13 protein-coding genes and 3 pseudogenes are annotated in these 17,743 nt (G+C 33.2%); 12 read left to right on the forward strand and 4 right to left on the reverse strand.

The genetic code is table 11. The features are described 5' to 3' along the window. Positions 1-372: 372 nt before the first annotated feature. The 3 genes and pseudogenes from EKQ63_RS01560 to EKQ63_RS01570 form a co-directional block, all read left to right on the forward strand. Positions 373-1,977, forward strand: a complete 1,605-nt coding sequence (locus EKQ63_RS01560; RefSeq protein ID WP_143880662.1) for a sensor histidine kinase — start codon at positions 373-375, stop codon at positions 1,975-1,977. Then, positions 1,974-2,681, forward strand: a complete 708-nt coding sequence (locus EKQ63_RS01565) for a response regulator (RefSeq protein WP_143880663.1) — start codon at positions 1,974-1,976, stop codon at positions 2,679-2,681. Before EKQ63_RS01560 ends, EKQ63_RS01565 begins: the two co-directional genes overlap by 4 nt. Positions 2,682-3,061: 380 nt before the next feature. Beyond that, positions 3,062-4,117 (forward strand): annotated as a pseudogene (locus EKQ63_RS01570) (M60 family metallopeptidase); the annotation flags it as partial. Between the two features lie 1,170 nt (positions 4,118-5,287). Here EKQ63_RS01570 and EKQ63_RS01580 read toward each other — a convergent pair. Then, the gene (locus tag EKQ63_RS01580) at positions 5,288-6,754 is read right to left on the reverse strand and encodes a catalase (protein WP_143880664.1); all 1,467 of its coding nucleotides are present in this window, start codon (positions 6,752-6,754) and stop codon (positions 5,288-5,290) included. Between the two features lie 1,064 nt (positions 6,755-7,818). On the opposite strand from EKQ63_RS01580, the gene EKQ63_RS29790 reads away from it, so the two are divergent. The 6 genes and pseudogenes from EKQ63_RS29790 to EKQ63_RS30630 form a co-directional block, all read left to right on the forward strand. After that, entirely contained in the window at positions 7,819-7,974 is a 156-nt protein-coding gene (locus EKQ63_RS29790) for a hypothetical protein (protein WP_000056873.1), read from the forward strand. A 391-nt stretch (positions 7,975-8,365) separates the two neighbouring features. Next, a complete protein-coding gene (locus EKQ63_RS01590) occupies positions 8,366-8,647 on the forward strand; it encodes a hypothetical protein (protein WP_087948798.1) in 282 nt (93 codons plus the stop codon). Between the two features lie 568 nt (positions 8,648-9,215). Then, positions 9,216-9,911: a response regulator transcription factor gene (locus tag EKQ63_RS01600; RefSeq protein ID WP_143880665.1), complete on the forward strand. Its 696-nt coding sequence runs from the start codon at positions 9,216-9,218 to the stop codon at positions 9,909-9,911. A gap of 262 nt (positions 9,912-10,173) precedes the next feature. After that, positions 10,174-10,485 (forward strand): heavy metal-binding domain-containing protein, encoded by a 312-nt coding sequence (locus tag EKQ63_RS01605; RefSeq protein WP_143880666.1) that lies wholly within the window; start codon positions 10,174-10,176, stop codon positions 10,483-10,485. Positions 10,486-11,044: 559 nt separating this feature from the next. Next, the gene (locus tag EKQ63_RS01610; protein ID WP_098142199.1) at positions 11,045-11,332 is read left to right on the forward strand and encodes an ArsR/SmtB family transcription factor; all 288 of its coding nucleotides are present in this window, start codon (positions 11,045-11,047) and stop codon (positions 11,330-11,332) included. A gap of 51 nt (positions 11,333-11,383) precedes the next feature. After that, positions 11,384-11,484: pseudogene (locus EKQ63_RS30630) on the forward strand (DDE-type integrase/transposase/recombinase); the annotation flags it as partial. A 92-nt stretch (positions 11,485-11,576) separates the two neighbouring features. On the opposite strand, the pseudogene EKQ63_RS01615 reads toward EKQ63_RS30630, so the two are convergent. Next, positions 11,577-11,753 (reverse strand): annotated as a pseudogene (locus EKQ63_RS01615) (zinc ribbon domain-containing protein); the annotation flags it as partial. Further along, positions 11,699-12,022, reverse strand: a complete 324-nt coding sequence (locus EKQ63_RS01620; RefSeq protein WP_317624092.1) for a tyrosine-type recombinase/integrase — start codon at positions 12,020-12,022, stop codon at positions 11,699-11,701. The pseudogene EKQ63_RS01615 and the gene EKQ63_RS01620, both read right to left, overlap by 55 nt. Positions 12,023-12,255: 233 nt before the next feature. Here EKQ63_RS01620 and EKQ63_RS01630 point away from each other — a divergent pair, with 233 nt between their 5' ends. From EKQ63_RS01630 to EKQ63_RS01640, 3 genes are read left to right on the forward strand one after another with little or no spacing between them, the layout of a single operon-like run. After that, positions 12,256-13,755: a spore germination protein gene (locus EKQ63_RS01630; protein ID WP_143880667.1), complete on the forward strand. Its 1,500-nt coding sequence runs from the start codon at positions 12,256-12,258 to the stop codon at positions 13,753-13,755. A gap of 20 nt (positions 13,756-13,775) precedes the next feature. Further along, the gene (locus EKQ63_RS01635) at positions 13,776-14,858 is read left to right on the forward strand and encodes a GerAB/ArcD/ProY family transporter (RefSeq protein WP_000809697.1); all 1,083 of its coding nucleotides are present in this window, start codon (positions 13,776-13,778) and stop codon (positions 14,856-14,858) included. 2 nt (positions 14,859-14,860) lie between these two features. Further along, on the forward strand, positions 14,861-15,940 hold the full coding sequence (locus EKQ63_RS01640; RefSeq protein WP_143880668.1) for a Ger(x)C family spore germination protein: 1,080 nt from the start codon (positions 14,861-14,863) through the stop codon (positions 15,938-15,940). Positions 15,941-16,190: 250 nt separating this feature from the next. Here EKQ63_RS01640 and EKQ63_RS01645 read toward each other — a convergent pair whose 3' ends face one another. After that, positions 16,191-17,600 carry a branched-chain amino acid transporter BcaP gene (locus EKQ63_RS01645; protein WP_098063545.1) on the reverse strand — a complete coding sequence of 470 codons (1,410 nt, stop codon included), beginning with the start codon at positions 17,598-17,600 and terminating at the stop codon, positions 16,191-16,193. Positions 17,601-17,743 lie beyond the last annotated feature (143 nt).

A 17,743-nucleotide genomic window follows, 5' to 3' on the forward strand; every position in this document is an offset into this window, starting at 1 on the left:
ATCAAAAAAAGAATACTTTATAGCTATACAGTGATTTATGAGGATTCAGCTCATCTTGTACATTTTAGGGAGGAGTGTATTTCTTAGCTTGATGGCAATGCGATAGATTAACTTTTAGAAGTAATTTATAAGTATTTTGTGAGAAGTATAAGTTGACTAAAATAACTATTTTATACTTCTTGCTACAAAAGTAATGAAAATATTGAATTTCTCTTATTTTTTATTATGGAATAAATTTTACAGCTAATCAAAACTCAGAAGAAACGATAGAAAAACTTCAAAAATAACGAGTAAATTTAAAGTATAATAACAGCTTACTTATTTTATATTTACCAAAGATCGCGTAGAAGAATTAGAGGAGTCAATGAAGCGATGAAAAAAAGGAAAAAACTATTGGATTTATGGAAAATAATCACATTATTAGTGTGTACAGTTGTAATGTTTTCTTTACTTGTGACAGATATATTAATTAGTCATAATGTAGAACGGGCAACAGAGGATAGCCAAGCAGAGAAAGCAAAAACGATTGCACGTATTGTGGCGAATGATTCAGTTGTAATCGATGGTTTAACAGGCAAAGCAGATACTTCCGCAATCCAAACGTATACAAATAGGATATTAAAAAATATAGATGTTCAATTTATTGTCGTTATGGACATGGGCGGAATAAGAAAGTCTCACCCAGATCCAAAGAAAATAGGTCATCATTTTATTGGAGGAGATGAGGGACCTGCATTGAAGGGACAGGAACATGTTTCACTTGCAGAAGGAACTTTAGGGATTTCTATGCGAGTATTCGTACCTATTTTTGCTGAAACAGGTCAGCAACTTGGTGCGGTCGCTGTTGGCATTTCAGCTGATAATGTGAAAGAGAGTGTGAAAAAAAGTAGACATATTATTTATATCGGTGTTGGAGTAGGAATATTAGTTGGTATTATAGGGGCGATATTGCTAGCTAGACATATAAAGAAAAGTTTATTTGGTCTTGAGCCACATAGGATAGCAAAAATTCTTGAAGAAAGAAACGCGATGTTACTTTCGGTGAAAGAGGGTATTATTGCTGTAGATAAAGATGCCAATGTAACTTTAATAAATAATGAAGCAAAACGAATATTAAAGAAAGGTGGACTTACAGGAGATATTATCGGTAAAAACCTTGAATCATATACACCAAATTCACGTATAAAAGAAGTGTTGCAAACAGGAGATGTTCAATTAAACGAGGAACAGACTGTTTATGGGATTACGATTGTTACGAATCGAGTTCCTTTATATGTAAAAGGAGAAATAGTTGGTGCAATTGCAACATTTCGTGATAAAACAGAGATTAGACAATTAGCAGAAGAACTAACTGGTATTAAGCTATATGCGGAAGCATTACGGGCACAATCTCATGAGTTTATGAATAAAATGCATGTCGTTTTAGGCCTTACACATATGAAACAGTATGAAGAATTGCAGAAATATGTAAGTCGTATGGTATCAGAACATCAATATGAGATTGGTGGTGTTATGAAAAGAATTAAAAGTCCAGTATTTGCTGGTTTTTTACTGGGTAAACTTAGCTATGCTAGGGAGAAAAATATAAAGTTAATTATAAGTGAAGATTCGGACTTACCAGATATATATGATGAGTGTATCATCCATGAACTTATTACGATTGTTGGAAATTTAATCAATAATGCATTCGACGCAGTAATGAATTGTGAGAAAAAACAAGTTGAAGTTGGAATACAACATGGAGATACCTTAATGATAACAGTACAAGATACAGGAAGTGGAATACCAGAAGATATGCTGGATAAATTGTTTACAAAAGGTTATTCCACAAAGGGAGATAATCGCGGTTATGGCTTATATCTTGTAAAGGAAAGTACGCAGCGAATAAATGGGGAGATTTATATTTATTCATCGTTAGGAGAGGGAACAAAGATAACAATTGAGATACCTAAAGGTAGGGATGAGAGGCAAATATGATTAAAGTTTTAATTGTAGAAGATGACCCGATGGTAGCAATGTTAAATACGCATTATTTAGAGCAAGTAGGAGGATTTGAACTTGTTCAAGCAGTTAACTCCGTAAAATCGGCGCTAGAAGTATTAGAGGAATCACGAGTAGATTTAGTATTACTTGATATCTTTATGCCTGAAGAGACTGGATTTGAGCTCTTAATGTATATTCGAAATCAAGAAAAAGAAATCGATATTATAATGATTTCAGCTGTACATGATATGGGGAGTATTAAAAAAGCATTACAATATGGCGTAGTAGATTATTTAATTAAACCATTTACATTTGAAAGATTTAAAGAGGCATTAGCTATATATCGAGAAAAGCTTACTTTCATGACAGAACAACAAAAAATTAGTCAATCGGAATTAGATTCGTTAATTTTACAAAAGGAAAAAAGAGAGCCTATTGTCACTAAAGAGCTTCCAAAGGGATTAACAAAACAAACGTTACAATTAATTTGGGAGAAAATCGAGTCACTGAATGGACGGACGTTTACAACAGATGAAATGGCGCAATTAGTAGGGATTTCAAGAGTCTCTATCCGAAAGTATGTCATGTTTTTGACTGAAATCGGAATATTAGAGAATAAAATGGTATATCAGCATGTGGGAAGACCTGTAAGTAAATTGAGATGTATTGACCAAAATAAAATAAGTTTTTACGTATAAGCGACTTATGATAAGTCGCTTATATTTTTTGTTGAGAGATGTGAGACTCATTTAGCAAGGTGAGAAAATTGTCGAAAAAAAGATATAATTGTCAAATTATGTTGCAGTAAGACTTGTTCGATGTTAAATTCTTATTAATAAGAAAATAGGAAATAGGTTCGTTTCATTCTCATACCCTATCTTTTTTAATTATTTAGTATAAACAAGGTTGAAAATTTCTTTTTTCTATTGTGTTTTATATTTATTAAACAATAGAAAGATTTCTGAATTTATATTTCTGAAATTTCAGAAATATAAATTCGCCAGGAGATTGAAATTAATTAAATTCGTTCAACAAAAGGATTTTAACAGAAAAAATTGAAAAAGAAGGGATTATTTATATGCAGAAAAGGAATCATTATATATTTCAAAAACCGATGAAAGTACTTGCGACATCTGTTATTTTGACAACTACATTATTTACACCTATCATAACAAACAATTTAAATGTACACGCTGAAACAGTTAATCAACCAACTACAAATCAATATGAACTAAGGGAGTTTGACCTACCAGCTACAGGAAGCTATCAGGATGAAGCAACAAGAGAGAGAAGAAGTGAACAAAAAACCTATATACCAACTGGAGTTTATATACAACCGAATGAAGAAGTTACAGTTGAAGTATCAGGAACGAATAAGATTAGAGCAATTATTGGAACACATGGCTATGATAAAGAATGGGGAAAAGAAATTAAACTTTCATCTGGTACGAATAAGATTTCATCTCCAAATGGTGGGTTATTAGGACTTGATAATAATCAAACAACAGGAACAGTTAAGGTGAAAGTCACACAAGGCGGGAGCCATGTCCCGTTCTTTGAATTAGGAAAGCATAGGAAAGCAGACTGGATTGCGATGATGGACAAGTATCCAAATGTACATGCTGTTCAATTAAAATCAAAGAAAGCAGTACTTACGGTTACTCAAGATAGTGCAAAGAGGCATATAGTAAATCAAGATTCTATCCCATTATTAGAAACATATGATGAAATGATTCGAGCACAAGATAAAATATCTGGATTATCTGAAACAGATCCTAATCCTTTCCATCATTCGACTGAACGTATTTGAGCCTTTATAGAAAACCCTAACAGACCAACATGGGGCATGTATGCAAGTCTAGATGGAGGTGCATTTACTACTGCTGGTAACGCAATTGAAAGTGCTTTAAATGTAAATAAATTTGGATGGGGACAAATGTACGAAGCGGGACATGCAAGACAACAATACCCATGGACGTGGAATGATTTAAGAGGGATGGGTGAAGTAACTGTTAATCTATATTCTTTAGCTGCACAAAAGCGATTATTCCCGAATCAACCGACGCGTTTAGAAAAATCCGGTGATTACGATAAAGTCTTTGTATACTTAAAGCAAACAAATAAAGACTTTGAACTACTCACCACTTAACGTCCTAACGGACTGTTTGAAGTGGGAGATTCCTGCGAACACCAATTATCCACCGGTTATCTTAGCAGGCTCTACCCGTAGTCCCTACGGTGAGAACATAAGTATCTTGTACGTTGACTCACCACACTCCATACTTTTGCTTGGTTTTCGCAACTTCGGCAAGTGTGGGCGATAGAATGTTGAAGATTTTACGGTTGAAACGTTTTTCTGCAACCAACCTCATATCTTCAGTTTTCAAAGAGCAATCTGTACAAGTAAATGATAGCAAATATGTTGGCTTATGCCAACCGAAATTCATCTCCCACCTAAAATTGGTGTTTCACACCTTCACATTTTTGAGGAAGGAGTCTTCTGTCGGAAAACGATAAAAGTAAGACTGAATCAGGAGCTCAAATTGAAACAATGGAGAGATTGACACTCCCACGTCTAAAGAAGGACTAAAGTCCTGTGTGGGCTTTCTCGTATCGTAAATTCTGTAATTTTTTTGTTACCTTCAAATGAATCAGCTATATGTTAAAATATTTATATTCCTCCTAATCAATTCATGTGATTAGGTGAGCCCTAAAGAGTCCCTATCTCCTAAGGGCTCTTTCATAAAGTCTATTATTCTATCTCATTTCTCTACTCTATCAAGCAAATTGAAGCATACCCACAAATTATCCTCCTCAATATCAGATGCCTTGAAATCTCTCTTCAAGATATTAGGTATTTACCATGACGAGAAGTATTAAGCCATTATTAATACTGTTTATAGGTATGTATTTTTTACATAATTAAAATTGATTAACTATCTGTTTTTCAATATTTATTCTTATAAAGATCAAGTATAAATTAGTTTTTCGCCAAGATTCCCTAAATGAAAATATATCCATAGGGAAGCGTGTAGAACCTTGCTATCACGATAATAAGAAAATACAGCTAATATATGTTAGCTATATGCCTGCATTGCAATTGTAGGATTAGCAAAAACAAAATAATGATTTGGAAATGCTGTATAAATTGTATGAACAAATATTAATAATCCTATCTATTGTTGAAGAGAACTAAAAAAAGAAGTTGTCCCTAAAAAGTCGTTTTTTAACGAATTTTTGAGACAACTTCTTTTCTCACATATTGTAAGTTAAATTTGAGAGTAAAATAAAATTAAGCATGCTATTATTTTGTAGAAATTCCTACATACGATGAAATATCAACATTTAATGCTTCTGCTAAGCGAATACCATATTCGCGATCTGCACGGAAGAAGTTACAAATAGCTAGTAGTTTCGTACGCTCATTTACGTCTTTCAAGTCATTAGTTAAGTTTGCAATTAAATTGTCTTGCTCTTCTTTAGAGAATGAACGATAACGCTCACCGGCTTGTTTGAAGTCGTTCGGTTTCTCATTTTTTTCACGAGATACATAGCCTCCTACTCTCATAGTTGAATCGCGGTAAGTTGGGTCTTCAACTGGATTTTCAGTATGGCGGCTCGGTTCATAGTTTATTGTAGATGGGTTTTGATTTACTTGCATCGCACCATCACGTTGTTGATTACGAACAGTTGCGTATGGACAGTTTACAGGGATTTGTAAATAATTTGCACCAAGTCGGTAACGCTGTGTATCTGGGTAAGAGAATAAACGACCTTGTAATAGTTTATCTTCAGATGGTTCAATACCAGGTATAGTTGCACTTGGTGTAAAGGCCACTTGCTCTACTTCCGCAAAAAAGTTTTGTGGGTTGCGATTTAGTGTCATTGTCCCTACTTCAATGAGTGGGAAACAATCTTCCGGCCATACTTTTGTTGGATCTAATGGGTCGAAATCTAAAGAATCCATTTGATCTAATTGCATCACTTGTACGTATAGATCCCATTTTGGATGATTTCCTTTTTCAATCGCATCGAATAAATCGCGAGTTGCATGATTGAAATCTTTACCTTGTACTTGTTCCACTTCTTTTGTACTTAAATTTCGTACACCCTGCTGTGGTTTCCAATGATATTTAATGTAAACAATTTTACCTTTTACATTAATCCATTTAAATGAATGGACACCGAAACCTTCCATTTCACGATAGTTTGCTGGTGTACCGTAATCAGAAAATACCCATGTCATCATATGAGTAGATTCTGGTGTTAACGTCATAAAATCCCAATAACGATCTGGCGTTTGAATATTTGTATCAGGTGCTGGCTTTAAAGAATGCACCATGTCAGGGAATTTAATTGCATCACGAATGAAGAAAACTGGTAAATGATTACCTACGATATCGTAGTTTCCTTCTTCTGTATAAAATTTAACAGCGAATCCACGCGGATCACGTGCTGTCTCTGGAGAGCCTTGGCCATGAATAACTGTTGAGAAACGAACGAATACAGGCGTTTCAGTTCCTTCATTTTGTAAAAATGCTGCCTTCGTATATTGCTTCATACTGTTTTTAGTTACAAATACACCGTGAGCACCTGCACCACGTGCATGTACAACACGCTCTGGAATACGTTCACGATCAAAATGAGCAAGCTTTTCTACTAAATGATAGTCTTCTAATAATACCGATCCACGGCGACCAGCTGTACGAGAATTTTGGTTATCTCCAACTGGAGCACCTTGGTTTGTTGTTAAGCGATTATTTGGATTCATGAAGTGGAACCTCCTATGTATAAACGATAATATTTTTTTTATGATAATTATTATAATTTAATATATATTTAGTTTTATTTCTTGTCAATAATTAAAAATCGTTTTTATTTCGTTTTTTGAAATAGGATCCGCGAATCAATCTATAAATATATCTTGTATATTCACCATAGCCAACCTAACATACTCTGCAAGAAATCCATGACTCTGTTTTATCGTCTAAAATTATCCAACTGATTAGTAATCTTTTAAACTAGAGCATACTAATCAAACATCTTTTCTGCAGTTTCATTCCCCTTATATTTATATAAATTAATCCGTATGAGTACTTGTCCAGCATTTTGGATTTTTTAAAGCCCCTCCAGTGATAACTATATGCTCAACTAAGTAATTATTTCATGTTATGTAGTATGTATATTAAGTTGTAATTATTATAAATTGATAATTGATAAAAGTAAATAATTTGTCGATAAATGTCATAAAAAAACCAATATCAATTCTTTTTTTATAATTTTTATAAAAAAAGAATTGATATTGCATGGAGATTATATTAATATCATTCGAGGATATTATCTACTATTTGGGGCTACCGCTAGCATTTTGGAACAACCAAGCTTCTTAAATGAAAAGATCTCTAGCGTACAATATTCGCCTTTAGGCTAGGAAGATATTAATTTCTTAGGAGAATATAAGTTTGGGAGATTACACCCAATAAGTTTACATTGCTTATGCCTTTTGAATATTAAAGAGCCGATTTTCTCATAACGAGGTAAATTAGGCTTTTTTCTTCTCTGAATTTTCTTAGCTTGGTTTTTTTCTGAAATAAACGTTAATTATGAAGAGAGAATGCCGATGCTTAGAAAATGCCGAAATATAGGGAGCTTATTATTAATTCTTACTTTGCTAATTATAGCTTGTGTATTACAGGCCCTGGGAGAGGAGAATGAGGAATGACGGATGCAATTATAGAAATTTTTATGAAATTCATTGTGATTTATTGTATAGGCTGTTTTGGTGGTAGTTTGTTATGGAAAACGAAAACAGATTGAAAGATAAGGAGATTCACTATGAGCCTTCCCACCCAAAAAAAGATGTTGCAGCGAGTTAAAAAAGAGGCAACGTCATACTGTAATGTTGATCCTTTGGCTTTTGCAATAGGGATTAGAAATGGATTTTTAATGGTAATGCCATTTTGGTTAGTTGTATTGTATTTAGTTATATGAAAACGCGATAACTATGAAAAGGTGAAAGAAATGATTGCTTTGGATATCCATTCGAAAAAGCAGGCCCAAGAATTCACAATAGAAATGACAAAACAAATGCTTCATGAAACCGTTGGATTCATGTGGGGGAGAACTACATAATCATTTTTAAGTGGAACCATCTTTTTTATTAATGCTAAGTATAAAGAACATGCTCATTTATCCGAACTTAAGGTGTTTGTTATACAAAGTGAGAAGAAGGACAGCTTTTTAGAATATATCACTAGCCATTTGAGATTATCCTTCCTTTCATGCTTTTTAAATCATGTTAGCTCGTAAAGATTCAATGCGTGCCCTTTGTTCCTATCCTTTCTGGATCGTATATGAGGGCAATAGAGGGGGAAATAACAAAATGAGTTTAATCACTCCACATTATTTGCTTGTAGGGGGATGTTCGAAAGACAAAGTGTTACAGGCACATAAAAAAGCAAAAGAAATATTTAATCTGAATAATGAAATGAGCAAATTGATAAGTCCGTTGAAAAGCGACTCCTTTTTTATACTTTACGACGGCAGCCATCACAGATGGAAAAATGAAGATGAATATATGAAGGCGAAAACGGCATATATTCAATACCTTGTAGAGTCTGATATTCAGTTTGTAGAAATGGCAACACAAGAATTGATTTCTTGAAAGCATGCAAAAAGTCCAAAAAAACTAGAACAGCACATCTATCATGTAGAAAGAAAAAAACGGTGCATCATTAATCAGCTAATCAATTGGGGAGTTTCAAGAGGCTCAACTTTATTTAGGTGAATCCGAAGAGAACTTGGATTATCTATTCAAAGCGTTTTGAGGTGTATATAAAAACGTGGGAATTTAAGAGTAAACGATGAAAAATATTTCGTTTTCACGTAATAAATTATGTGGTCGTAGAGTTGACAGGGGAATGAAATTAAGGATGAAAAAGTCCTATCACTTTATTAATATAAGGCGAATAAACTAGAGATACCACTCCATGTCCACCAACTTAAGAATCTTTACTAGCTCCACGTTATTCTTTCTAAAAGACTAAATAGAAAGGATGACAGTTTTTTTACTAGATTTTTAAGTTAATGGACATATATAGTGACTCCTAGGAGTTGATACATATAAAAAAAGTGCACATGTATATACAATTTTTTGAAAATAAACTACCAGAATCTTAGAACTTATATCAAACCAATAGCCGTTTATCAACAAGAGTAAAGGAGCGGTGAGTATGACAACAATTTTAGTATTAGAAGATGATATAACCATCCGTAGTTTTATTACATTGAATATGAAGCGTGCTGGTTTCAATGTTTTAGAAACTGATACAGGTGAAAAAGCTCTTGAGCTTTTAGAACAGCATAATGTTGATATTGTAATACTTGATGTTATGTTACCAGGAATAGATGGATTTCGGGTATGCAAAAGCATACGAAAAAACAATGAAGATATAGGTATTATTATATTAACTGCACTTGTTCAAGAGAAAGATCAGGTACACGGTTTAACAATTGGGGCAGATGATTATATTAAAAAGCCATTTAGTATGATTGAATTAGTAGCACGTGTACAATCATTGCTAAGAAGAATTCAAAAAAATAAAAAGGATTTGGAATTGATTCATTCGGGACCATTTCAATTAAATCTGCTGCTAGGAGAATTATATAGGAATGAGATAGTAATTGATTTAACTCCAACAGAGCATATTATTTTACGATATTTAATGGAAAATTCCATGAAACCAATTTCACGGAATGAACTCTTAAATAAAATATGGGGTATAAATTGTGTAGGTAATACAAAAGTCATTGATGTGAATATCAATCGTCTTCGTCAGAAGATCGAAACTAGTCCTTCTAATCCTGAGTTTCTCCTTACGGTACGAGGAAAAGGATATAGATGGAACGAAAACAAACATTGCAACTAATTTGGCAGAAAATCGATTCGCTTGTACTTTTTTTTAATTACAAAAGTATTTACAAAACTTACAAAAACTATTTTTACTATTGAAAGCATTTTAATATTAGTGTTAAGAAAACAAGTTTTTTGTGGATAGGTTGTTTTCTTTCACCCTTACAGAACTGTCATCTTTATGTAAGGTTATTAGATAGTTAATTTAGCTTTTAAAATTAATAATAGGATTATAGCCATCAACAATAACTTTTTAAAATTATAGGAGTGTGTTAATAATGATCGCAACAACAACTAATACTATTCAGGGTAAAGAAATTATTGAGTATATAGACATCGTAAACGGTGAAGCAATTATGGGTGCAAATATCGTACGCGACATCTTCGCTTCTGTTCGTGACGTTGTAGGTGGCCGTTCTGGTGCTTATGAAAGTAAATTAAAAGAAGCTCGTGACATTGCCATGGAAGAAATGAAACAACTTGCAACGCAAAAAGGAGCAAATGCAATTGTTGGTATCGATGTAGACTACGAAGTCGTTCGTGATGGAATGCTAATGGTTGCAGTAAGCGGTACAGCTGTACGTGTCTAAATAGCAAGTAAACTATAACCTAATTGGTGAACTGCAACTCCAAATGTTAGACATAACTAACAAGTAGAGTTGCAGTTTTTTATAGAAAAATATTCTTTGAAAAAAATTAGTTACATGTGGTTCTGGTGAATAGTTAATATGTATCAAATACGTCGATACATTAGGTGTAGAATTTACACAATTGCTATTAACTATTGGAATTTCTGGCCTAGCCGAAAAAGGATTCTTGCGAAAGTACATGAAGGGAATCAATTCCTTGGTAAAGGTCAATTTCTGCTAATAGAAATCGCTGATTTGGTTAAGACAAGATACCTAAGTACAAGCATATGGTTAGAAACCATCAAAGGTGATTTTAGAATTATGTATTATATGAAAAAGCCAAATGCAACATTTTTAGATGAATTAAAGCAAGTAAATATACAAGTAAAAAAGAGAATAAGAGTGTCTGGAGCATACCGGGTTATGTTGAAGAAATAATAAACTAATTAAATCAAAAAGATGATGCAGAATAAATTATTAATATTATAAACATATATCGATTCAAAAGGAGATGTTTAGTTTGTTAAATTATGAAAAAGACGCAGAAGTTTTTAAGGCATTAGCTCATCCAGTAAGAATTGAAATTTTGAAAGAATTGATTATAAGAGGGGCATGTAATGTAACACAAATTGTAGATATACTGGGTATCCCACAATCTACTGTTTCACAGCATTTAGCAAAGATGAAATCTCAAAAATTAATTAGAAATGATAGAAAAGGATTAGAGGTTTACTATAGTGCCCAAAACAAAACTATTAATTCCATTGTTGAAATACTACTAGATTACAAATCTACTAATTGTAAGTAAAAAATAATAATCTTTGTTCCAGAACCCCCTAAGTCAATCAAGGATTCTTAGCGGATTGATGAGACGTATGTAAAAATTAAAGGTCAATGGATGTACTAATACCGTGCTGTTTATTTAAAGTTAATACAATTAATTTGCATGTTTCAAATACGTCAATGACTCCTTATGATTGAACTACCCCCACTTTCACTTCTTTTAGAAGAGGGGGATTCCTAAGTAAAGAGTTCTATTGAACTCTAATTTATTAGGCTATCTCCACAGTCCTTGCGGTTAGAAGCCTTATCGCTTCATTCTTTAGATTGATACTTGCGTTAATATCCCTATCATGGTGTGTACGACAAGAAAGGCAGTCCCATTTACGTAGGTTTAGATTTTTAACGTCTTTGTTTTGATATCCATAACAAACGTATGAACAAGTTTCTCTCGTTTTTTACTAATAAATAGATAAGGGGAATGTGGTACCACACTGCATTTTTTTCTTTCTACGAAATAATTTCTAGGAGCATGAACGACTTTACTATTTAACAACACAACTTGTTGTTTTTCTCCTTCACCGTTTCGAATAATACATTCCCCAGTTTGTAAGTTAAAATCCACCATTTTGATTGACAACGCTTCAAAGATTCGAAGTCCTGTATAGGATAATAGAATCACAATTGTATAATTACGGTTGTTTTCATCCTCTAACACATCTTTTGAACTACCCCCTAAATGAAAATTTTATTTTTCTAAAGTTAGTTATTTTGAGAAATGAGCTCATTTTTTTGTACGATACATTTTTTAACTAATTTTGGTTAAGTTATTTTCAAAGAGGTTATTGCTAATTCAATGGATATATTTACATATCACTATACCCGCTTTTTAAAATAGAAATTTCTTAAAAACTATATGTAACTTCTTTCTGAAAGGAAGGGTATTATCAATTGAAACCGTATGAAAAAATACCTGATGAATCTATAAAATCTTTGCAGGATTTAATGCAATTACTAAAAAAATCTAAAGATTTTATAACATTGGAAATCGCTTCAAACAATTCCTCTATAGTCATTTCATATTTTAGAACATTAATCGATATAAATATATTTCATGAAGAGGTTTTAACTTATATAAAAGAGAAGAGCTTCGATTCGTTACAAGATATTCAGTCTGTCTTACCCTTTGAAAATTCAAAAGTAACAAATCAAATGAAAGATATTCAGGATAGTATTTTAAACGGCTATATACTTATTCAGTTCGATACAGATAAATTAAATGGCTTGTTAATAAATGTGTCAAAGAAAGAAAAAAGAGATATTGCAAAAGCTGAAATTGAATACAATATCGTGGGTCCACAAATCGCGTTTGTTGAAGATTTAGATGTAAATTTAAATTTAGTACGTAGAAAGCTTCCAACACCTTATTTACAAATGAAGGAATTGAAAGTAGGCTCCCTATCTAACACAACCGTTGCAATTGTATTTATTGAGGGAATTGTAAATGATCAAAATCTACAAGAAATTATAAAACGGGTGAGTCAAATAAAAACAGACCATGTTTTGGATAGTACTTATTTGATTGAGTTAATTGCAGACAATCCTAATACTATATTTCCTCAATTTTTGAATACAGAACGTCCAGACCGTGTAGCAGCTGTATTGGCAGAAGGGAAAATTGCACTTTTTGTAGATGGCTCACCTTATGCAATCACTCTTCCAACAACATTAATTGACTTTTTTTCTACGACAGAAGATTACACCATGCCTTGGATTATTGCCTCTTTTTTTCGTCTATTAAGGCTTTTTGCTTTTATGTTTTCTGTCTTAACGACTCCATTATATGTTGCAATCTTAACATATCATTACGAGCTTATTCCAAAAGAACTTCTTGAAACGTTAATCATATCGAGAAGTAAAGTACCTTTTCCTCCATTAATTGAAGCGCTTTTTTTAGAAATAACGATTGAATTACTGAGAGAAGCGGGGGCACGTTTACCAACTAAAGTGGGTCTAACTGTCGGTATAGTAGGTGGTATTGTAATTGGACAGGCATCTGTAGAGGCAAGTCTTACAAGTAATGTACTTATTATCATTGTTGCACTTTCAGCGCTTAGCTCATTTACAGCACCAATATATCGAATTGGTAATACAATTCGAGTAATTCGTTTTCCTTTTATAATATCTGCACACCTGCTGGGCTTATTAGGAATTGTTTTAACAAGTTCTTTCCTTTTAGCACGCTTATTACGTACAGAATCATTAAAACGTCCTTATTTGTTCCCTTTTTATCCTGCACGCCCTACAGATTGGAAAGACAGCATTATCCGTTTGCCGATCTCAGCGATGTTTCGACGTCCTATTTTTTCAAGATCTAAACAGCGTTTTCGTTTTAATCCAGAAGAGGTAGAGAAAAATAAAATCAAATCACGAAATGATTTTGATGATTGAAATTAACAGGGAGGAGCATTATGAAACAGATCCCAATTGAGTATCAAGTCTCTCCATATATGGTGTTTTTTTTAATTATTACTATACAGATGGGGGTTGGTATGCTTGGTTTTGAAAGGATTAGTGCAAAATTAGTTGGAAATGATGCGTGGATTAGCACGCTGCTTTTTGGAATATCTGTTAATCTTATGATTTGGATTATATATCAGATTTTAAATCAGGGTAATGGAGATATCATTGCAATCAATCAAGACGTACTTGGAAAATGGATTGGTGGATTGTTCAACTTCATTTTTTTATCTTATATTGTATTGTTAGGTGCAACAACACTACATACCTATATCGAAGTAGTACATGTTTGGATGTTTCCTTCCATTTCATCTTGGATTATAGCAGGGGCTTTTTTGGGTCTATGTTATTACATTGTGACTGGAGGATTTCGTGTAGTTGCTGGAATCGGCTTCTTTGGAATCGTTATCCCAAGCATTCTAATCTTCACATTTTTTTATCCTTTGCAGTATGCAGATTTCCAAAATTTATTTCCAATTGCACAGCATTCATTCCTAGAAATTATGAAAGGAATGAAAGGAAATATGTTTAGTTTTTTTGGATTTGAAATGTTATTGTTATACTACCCATTTATTAAAAAGGCAAGAACGTCTCAAAAATATGCGCACTATGCAAATTTAGTAACGACTATTGTCTACACATACCTTATGATTTTAACTCTTGCGTTTTTTAGTGAAAAACAACTAGCGAGCGCGATATGGGCATATTTAAGCATGATTAAAATTATACAATTTCCCTTTATAGAGCGGTTTGAATACATTATTGTTTCTGTTTGGGCTTTTTTTATATTACCCAATGTTTCCTTTACATTATGGGGAGTAAGTCGTGGTATAAAAGAGGCACTGGGAATAAAGCAAAAATATGTTTTGCCAGTTATCATCCTGTTCATCTTTGTTTTATCATTTTTCTTGAATAACCGTAATAAAATTAACTTATTAAATACTTGGACAGGTCAAATTGGCTTTGTATATATATATGTATACCTACCTATATTATGGCTAATTCAAACCGCCAAAATAAAGTTAAGGAGATAAACATGAAGCGATGGATACTTTTCCTTATAGTAAGTGTCTTCTTAATAGGTTGTGCTAAAACGAAAATTGTGGATGACATTGACTTAGTTCAAGTTGCGGCATATGATACCGAAGCAAAAGGTAAGCTAAAAGGAACCTTTGCGATTTCAGCTTATAAAGGAGGCGGGGAAGGTGAAACGAAAATCTATTCAGCATCAGGCCAGACTGGTAGAGAAGTTCTTGCAAGAGCATCTGAAAAATCTTCTGGACCTCTAGAGTTGGGGCAATTGCGTGTTATTATATTTAATGAAAAAATAATTGAAAAGGGAATGCAGGAAATTTTAGAGACTTTGAACCGAAATCCTAGTGTAGGAAATGCAATTTATTTAGCAATTACAAATGTAAAAGGGGAATCACTATTAAAGGGGAACTATTCTAAAGAAAAAGAAATTGCTTCCTATTTATCCTCTTTACTGGAGCAAAATATGGACAATGGAACGCAACCAAAAACAAATTTTTTTATGTTTTTAAACCAACTTTATGATGATGCGAGAGATTCATATTTACCGATGATATCTAGAAAAGGTAACGTGTTGGAGTTAAATGGAATAGCCCTTTTTAAAAGATGTAAAATGGTTGATACAGTGAAACCTAAAGATTTATTTGTATTTAAATTGTTGACTGATAATTTTAAACAAGGTACATACCAATTCAAACTACCTGGTTCTTCAAATACCTATGCCACGATAGAGAATATAAAGGCTAGAACAAAATATAAGATGGAGGGGAATAGTAAGCATCCATTCGTAAATGCTCATATTCAAGTTAAAGCTGAAATTCAAGAATTTACAAAAACAAAAAATCTAGATAATCCTAAAGAAATAAAAAAATTAGAAAAAATCATGGAAACAGAAATAGAAAAAAAAGCAACTACATTGATAAAGAGATTTATAAAAAAAGGCACAGATCCTATAGGACTTAGAAAGCTTGGTAGAACTCATGTGAGAAAATGGAACAGTCAAGAATGGGAAGAATCCTATAAACATTTACTTTTTCGTGTAACAGCTGATGTAAAAGTAACCCAATCTGGTGTTACAGAATAAATAAACAAAATAAAATATGGAAAATTTCAATAAAAAAATATGGCCTCGTAGGAGATTAGGGAGAAGAGAAACTAGTAACAAAGCATCTCATAAACATCAAGATGCTTTGTTACTAGTTTTTTACCTGTATAGCCGTATCGCTTACGTAAGCATTGGATCACTTCATAATCTACACCAAATCTAACAATTACCTTATTTTTTGCATCATAACGAAAAAAGCTGTTTCCCTAATGGGACAACAGCTTTTTCATTATGCCACGTCTTCTTTTTGTTCCTTTTGTAGCGTACTATTTTTGTAACCGTAACTGAAGTAGACAATCAGTCCAATTACAAGCCACACTGCAAAACCAATCCATGTTGTTGCTGGAAGTTGTAATGCTAAGTATCCACAGAATAGAACCGCTAAAGCCGGAATCCATGGCACAAAGGGTACTTTAAAAGCACGCGGTAGTTCTGGTTGTTTTTTACGTAAAATAACTACTCCAATTGAAACTACGCTGAATGCGAATAATGTACCGATATTTGTTAATTCAGCTAGTTTATTTAAAGGAACGAAACCAGCAAAGAAAGCAACCATAGTAGCAGTAATCCAGCTATTAAGAACAGGTGTTTTCGTTTTTTTATTTACACGAGAAAGTGCTTTTGGTAGTAATCCATCTCGGCTAATCGCGTAAAATAAACGTGTTTGACCATATAACATAACGAGTAATACGGTTGTAATTCCGGTAATTGCTCCTAAAGAAATGAAACCAGCAATCCAATCTTGTTGAATGTATTGTAGTGCAAATGCAACAGGGTTTTTCACACCTAACTGATCATAAGGTACAATTCCAGTTAAAACCAATGAAACAACGATATATAAAATCGTGCAAATTGTTAAAGAAGCAATGATACCGATTGGCATGCTTCGCTGTGGGTTTTTGACTTCCTCGGCAGCTGTTGATACAGCATCGAATCCGATGTAAGCAAAGAATACAGTTGCAGCTCCAGTTGTTACACCAGAGAAGCCAAACGGCATAAATGGTGTCCAGTTTTCAGGTTTTACATAGAAAGCTCCCACACCGATAAATAGTAAGATGACAAATAGTTTGATAGCCACCATGATAGCATTAAAGCGTGCAGATTTTTTGGCACCTCTTGTTAATAACAGCGTTATTAGAAAGATAATACAGATTGCTGGTAAATCTACATATGTTCCAGCTTCTGGACTATATGCACTTGTTAAAGCAGTAGGTAATGTAATACCAAATCCACTTAATAGTCCTTGTAAATATCCTGACCAACCAGATGCAACAGCTGAGGAAGCTAATCCATATTCTAAAATTAAATCCCATCCTAAAATCCAAGCGATTAATTCTCCAAATGTTGCATAGCTATAAGTGTAAGCACTACCGGATACTGGTACAGTTGATGAAAATTCAGAATAGCATAATGCTGCAAATACACAGGCTAAACCTGATAAAATAAACGACAAAACAAGGGCTGGTCCTGCGTGTTCTGCTGCAGCAACACCGGTAAGAACAAAAATTCCAGTTCCGATAATAGCGCCAATCCCGAGCATAGTAAGATCAAAAGCACCAAGTTCTTTTTTCAAAGATGCCCCTTTTTGTTCCGACTGTGCTAATAATGCTGAAATAGATTTTTTTCGAAATAGATTCATATAGATACCTCACCTCTTAGTTGTTTTAATATTCCGAAAAATAATTTCGTTTTGTCGTATAATGTCGAATCCTTGTATCTCGCATTTTAATTCAAATAAATATTTTTGTAAATGTTTATTTTCAGAATATTAATTTTTTTATT

This window comes from Bacillus sp. BD59S (genome assembly GCF_007363175.1).
GTDB classification, from domain to species: Bacteria; Bacillota; Bacilli; order Bacillales; family Bacillaceae_G; genus Bacillus_A; species Bacillus_A pacificus.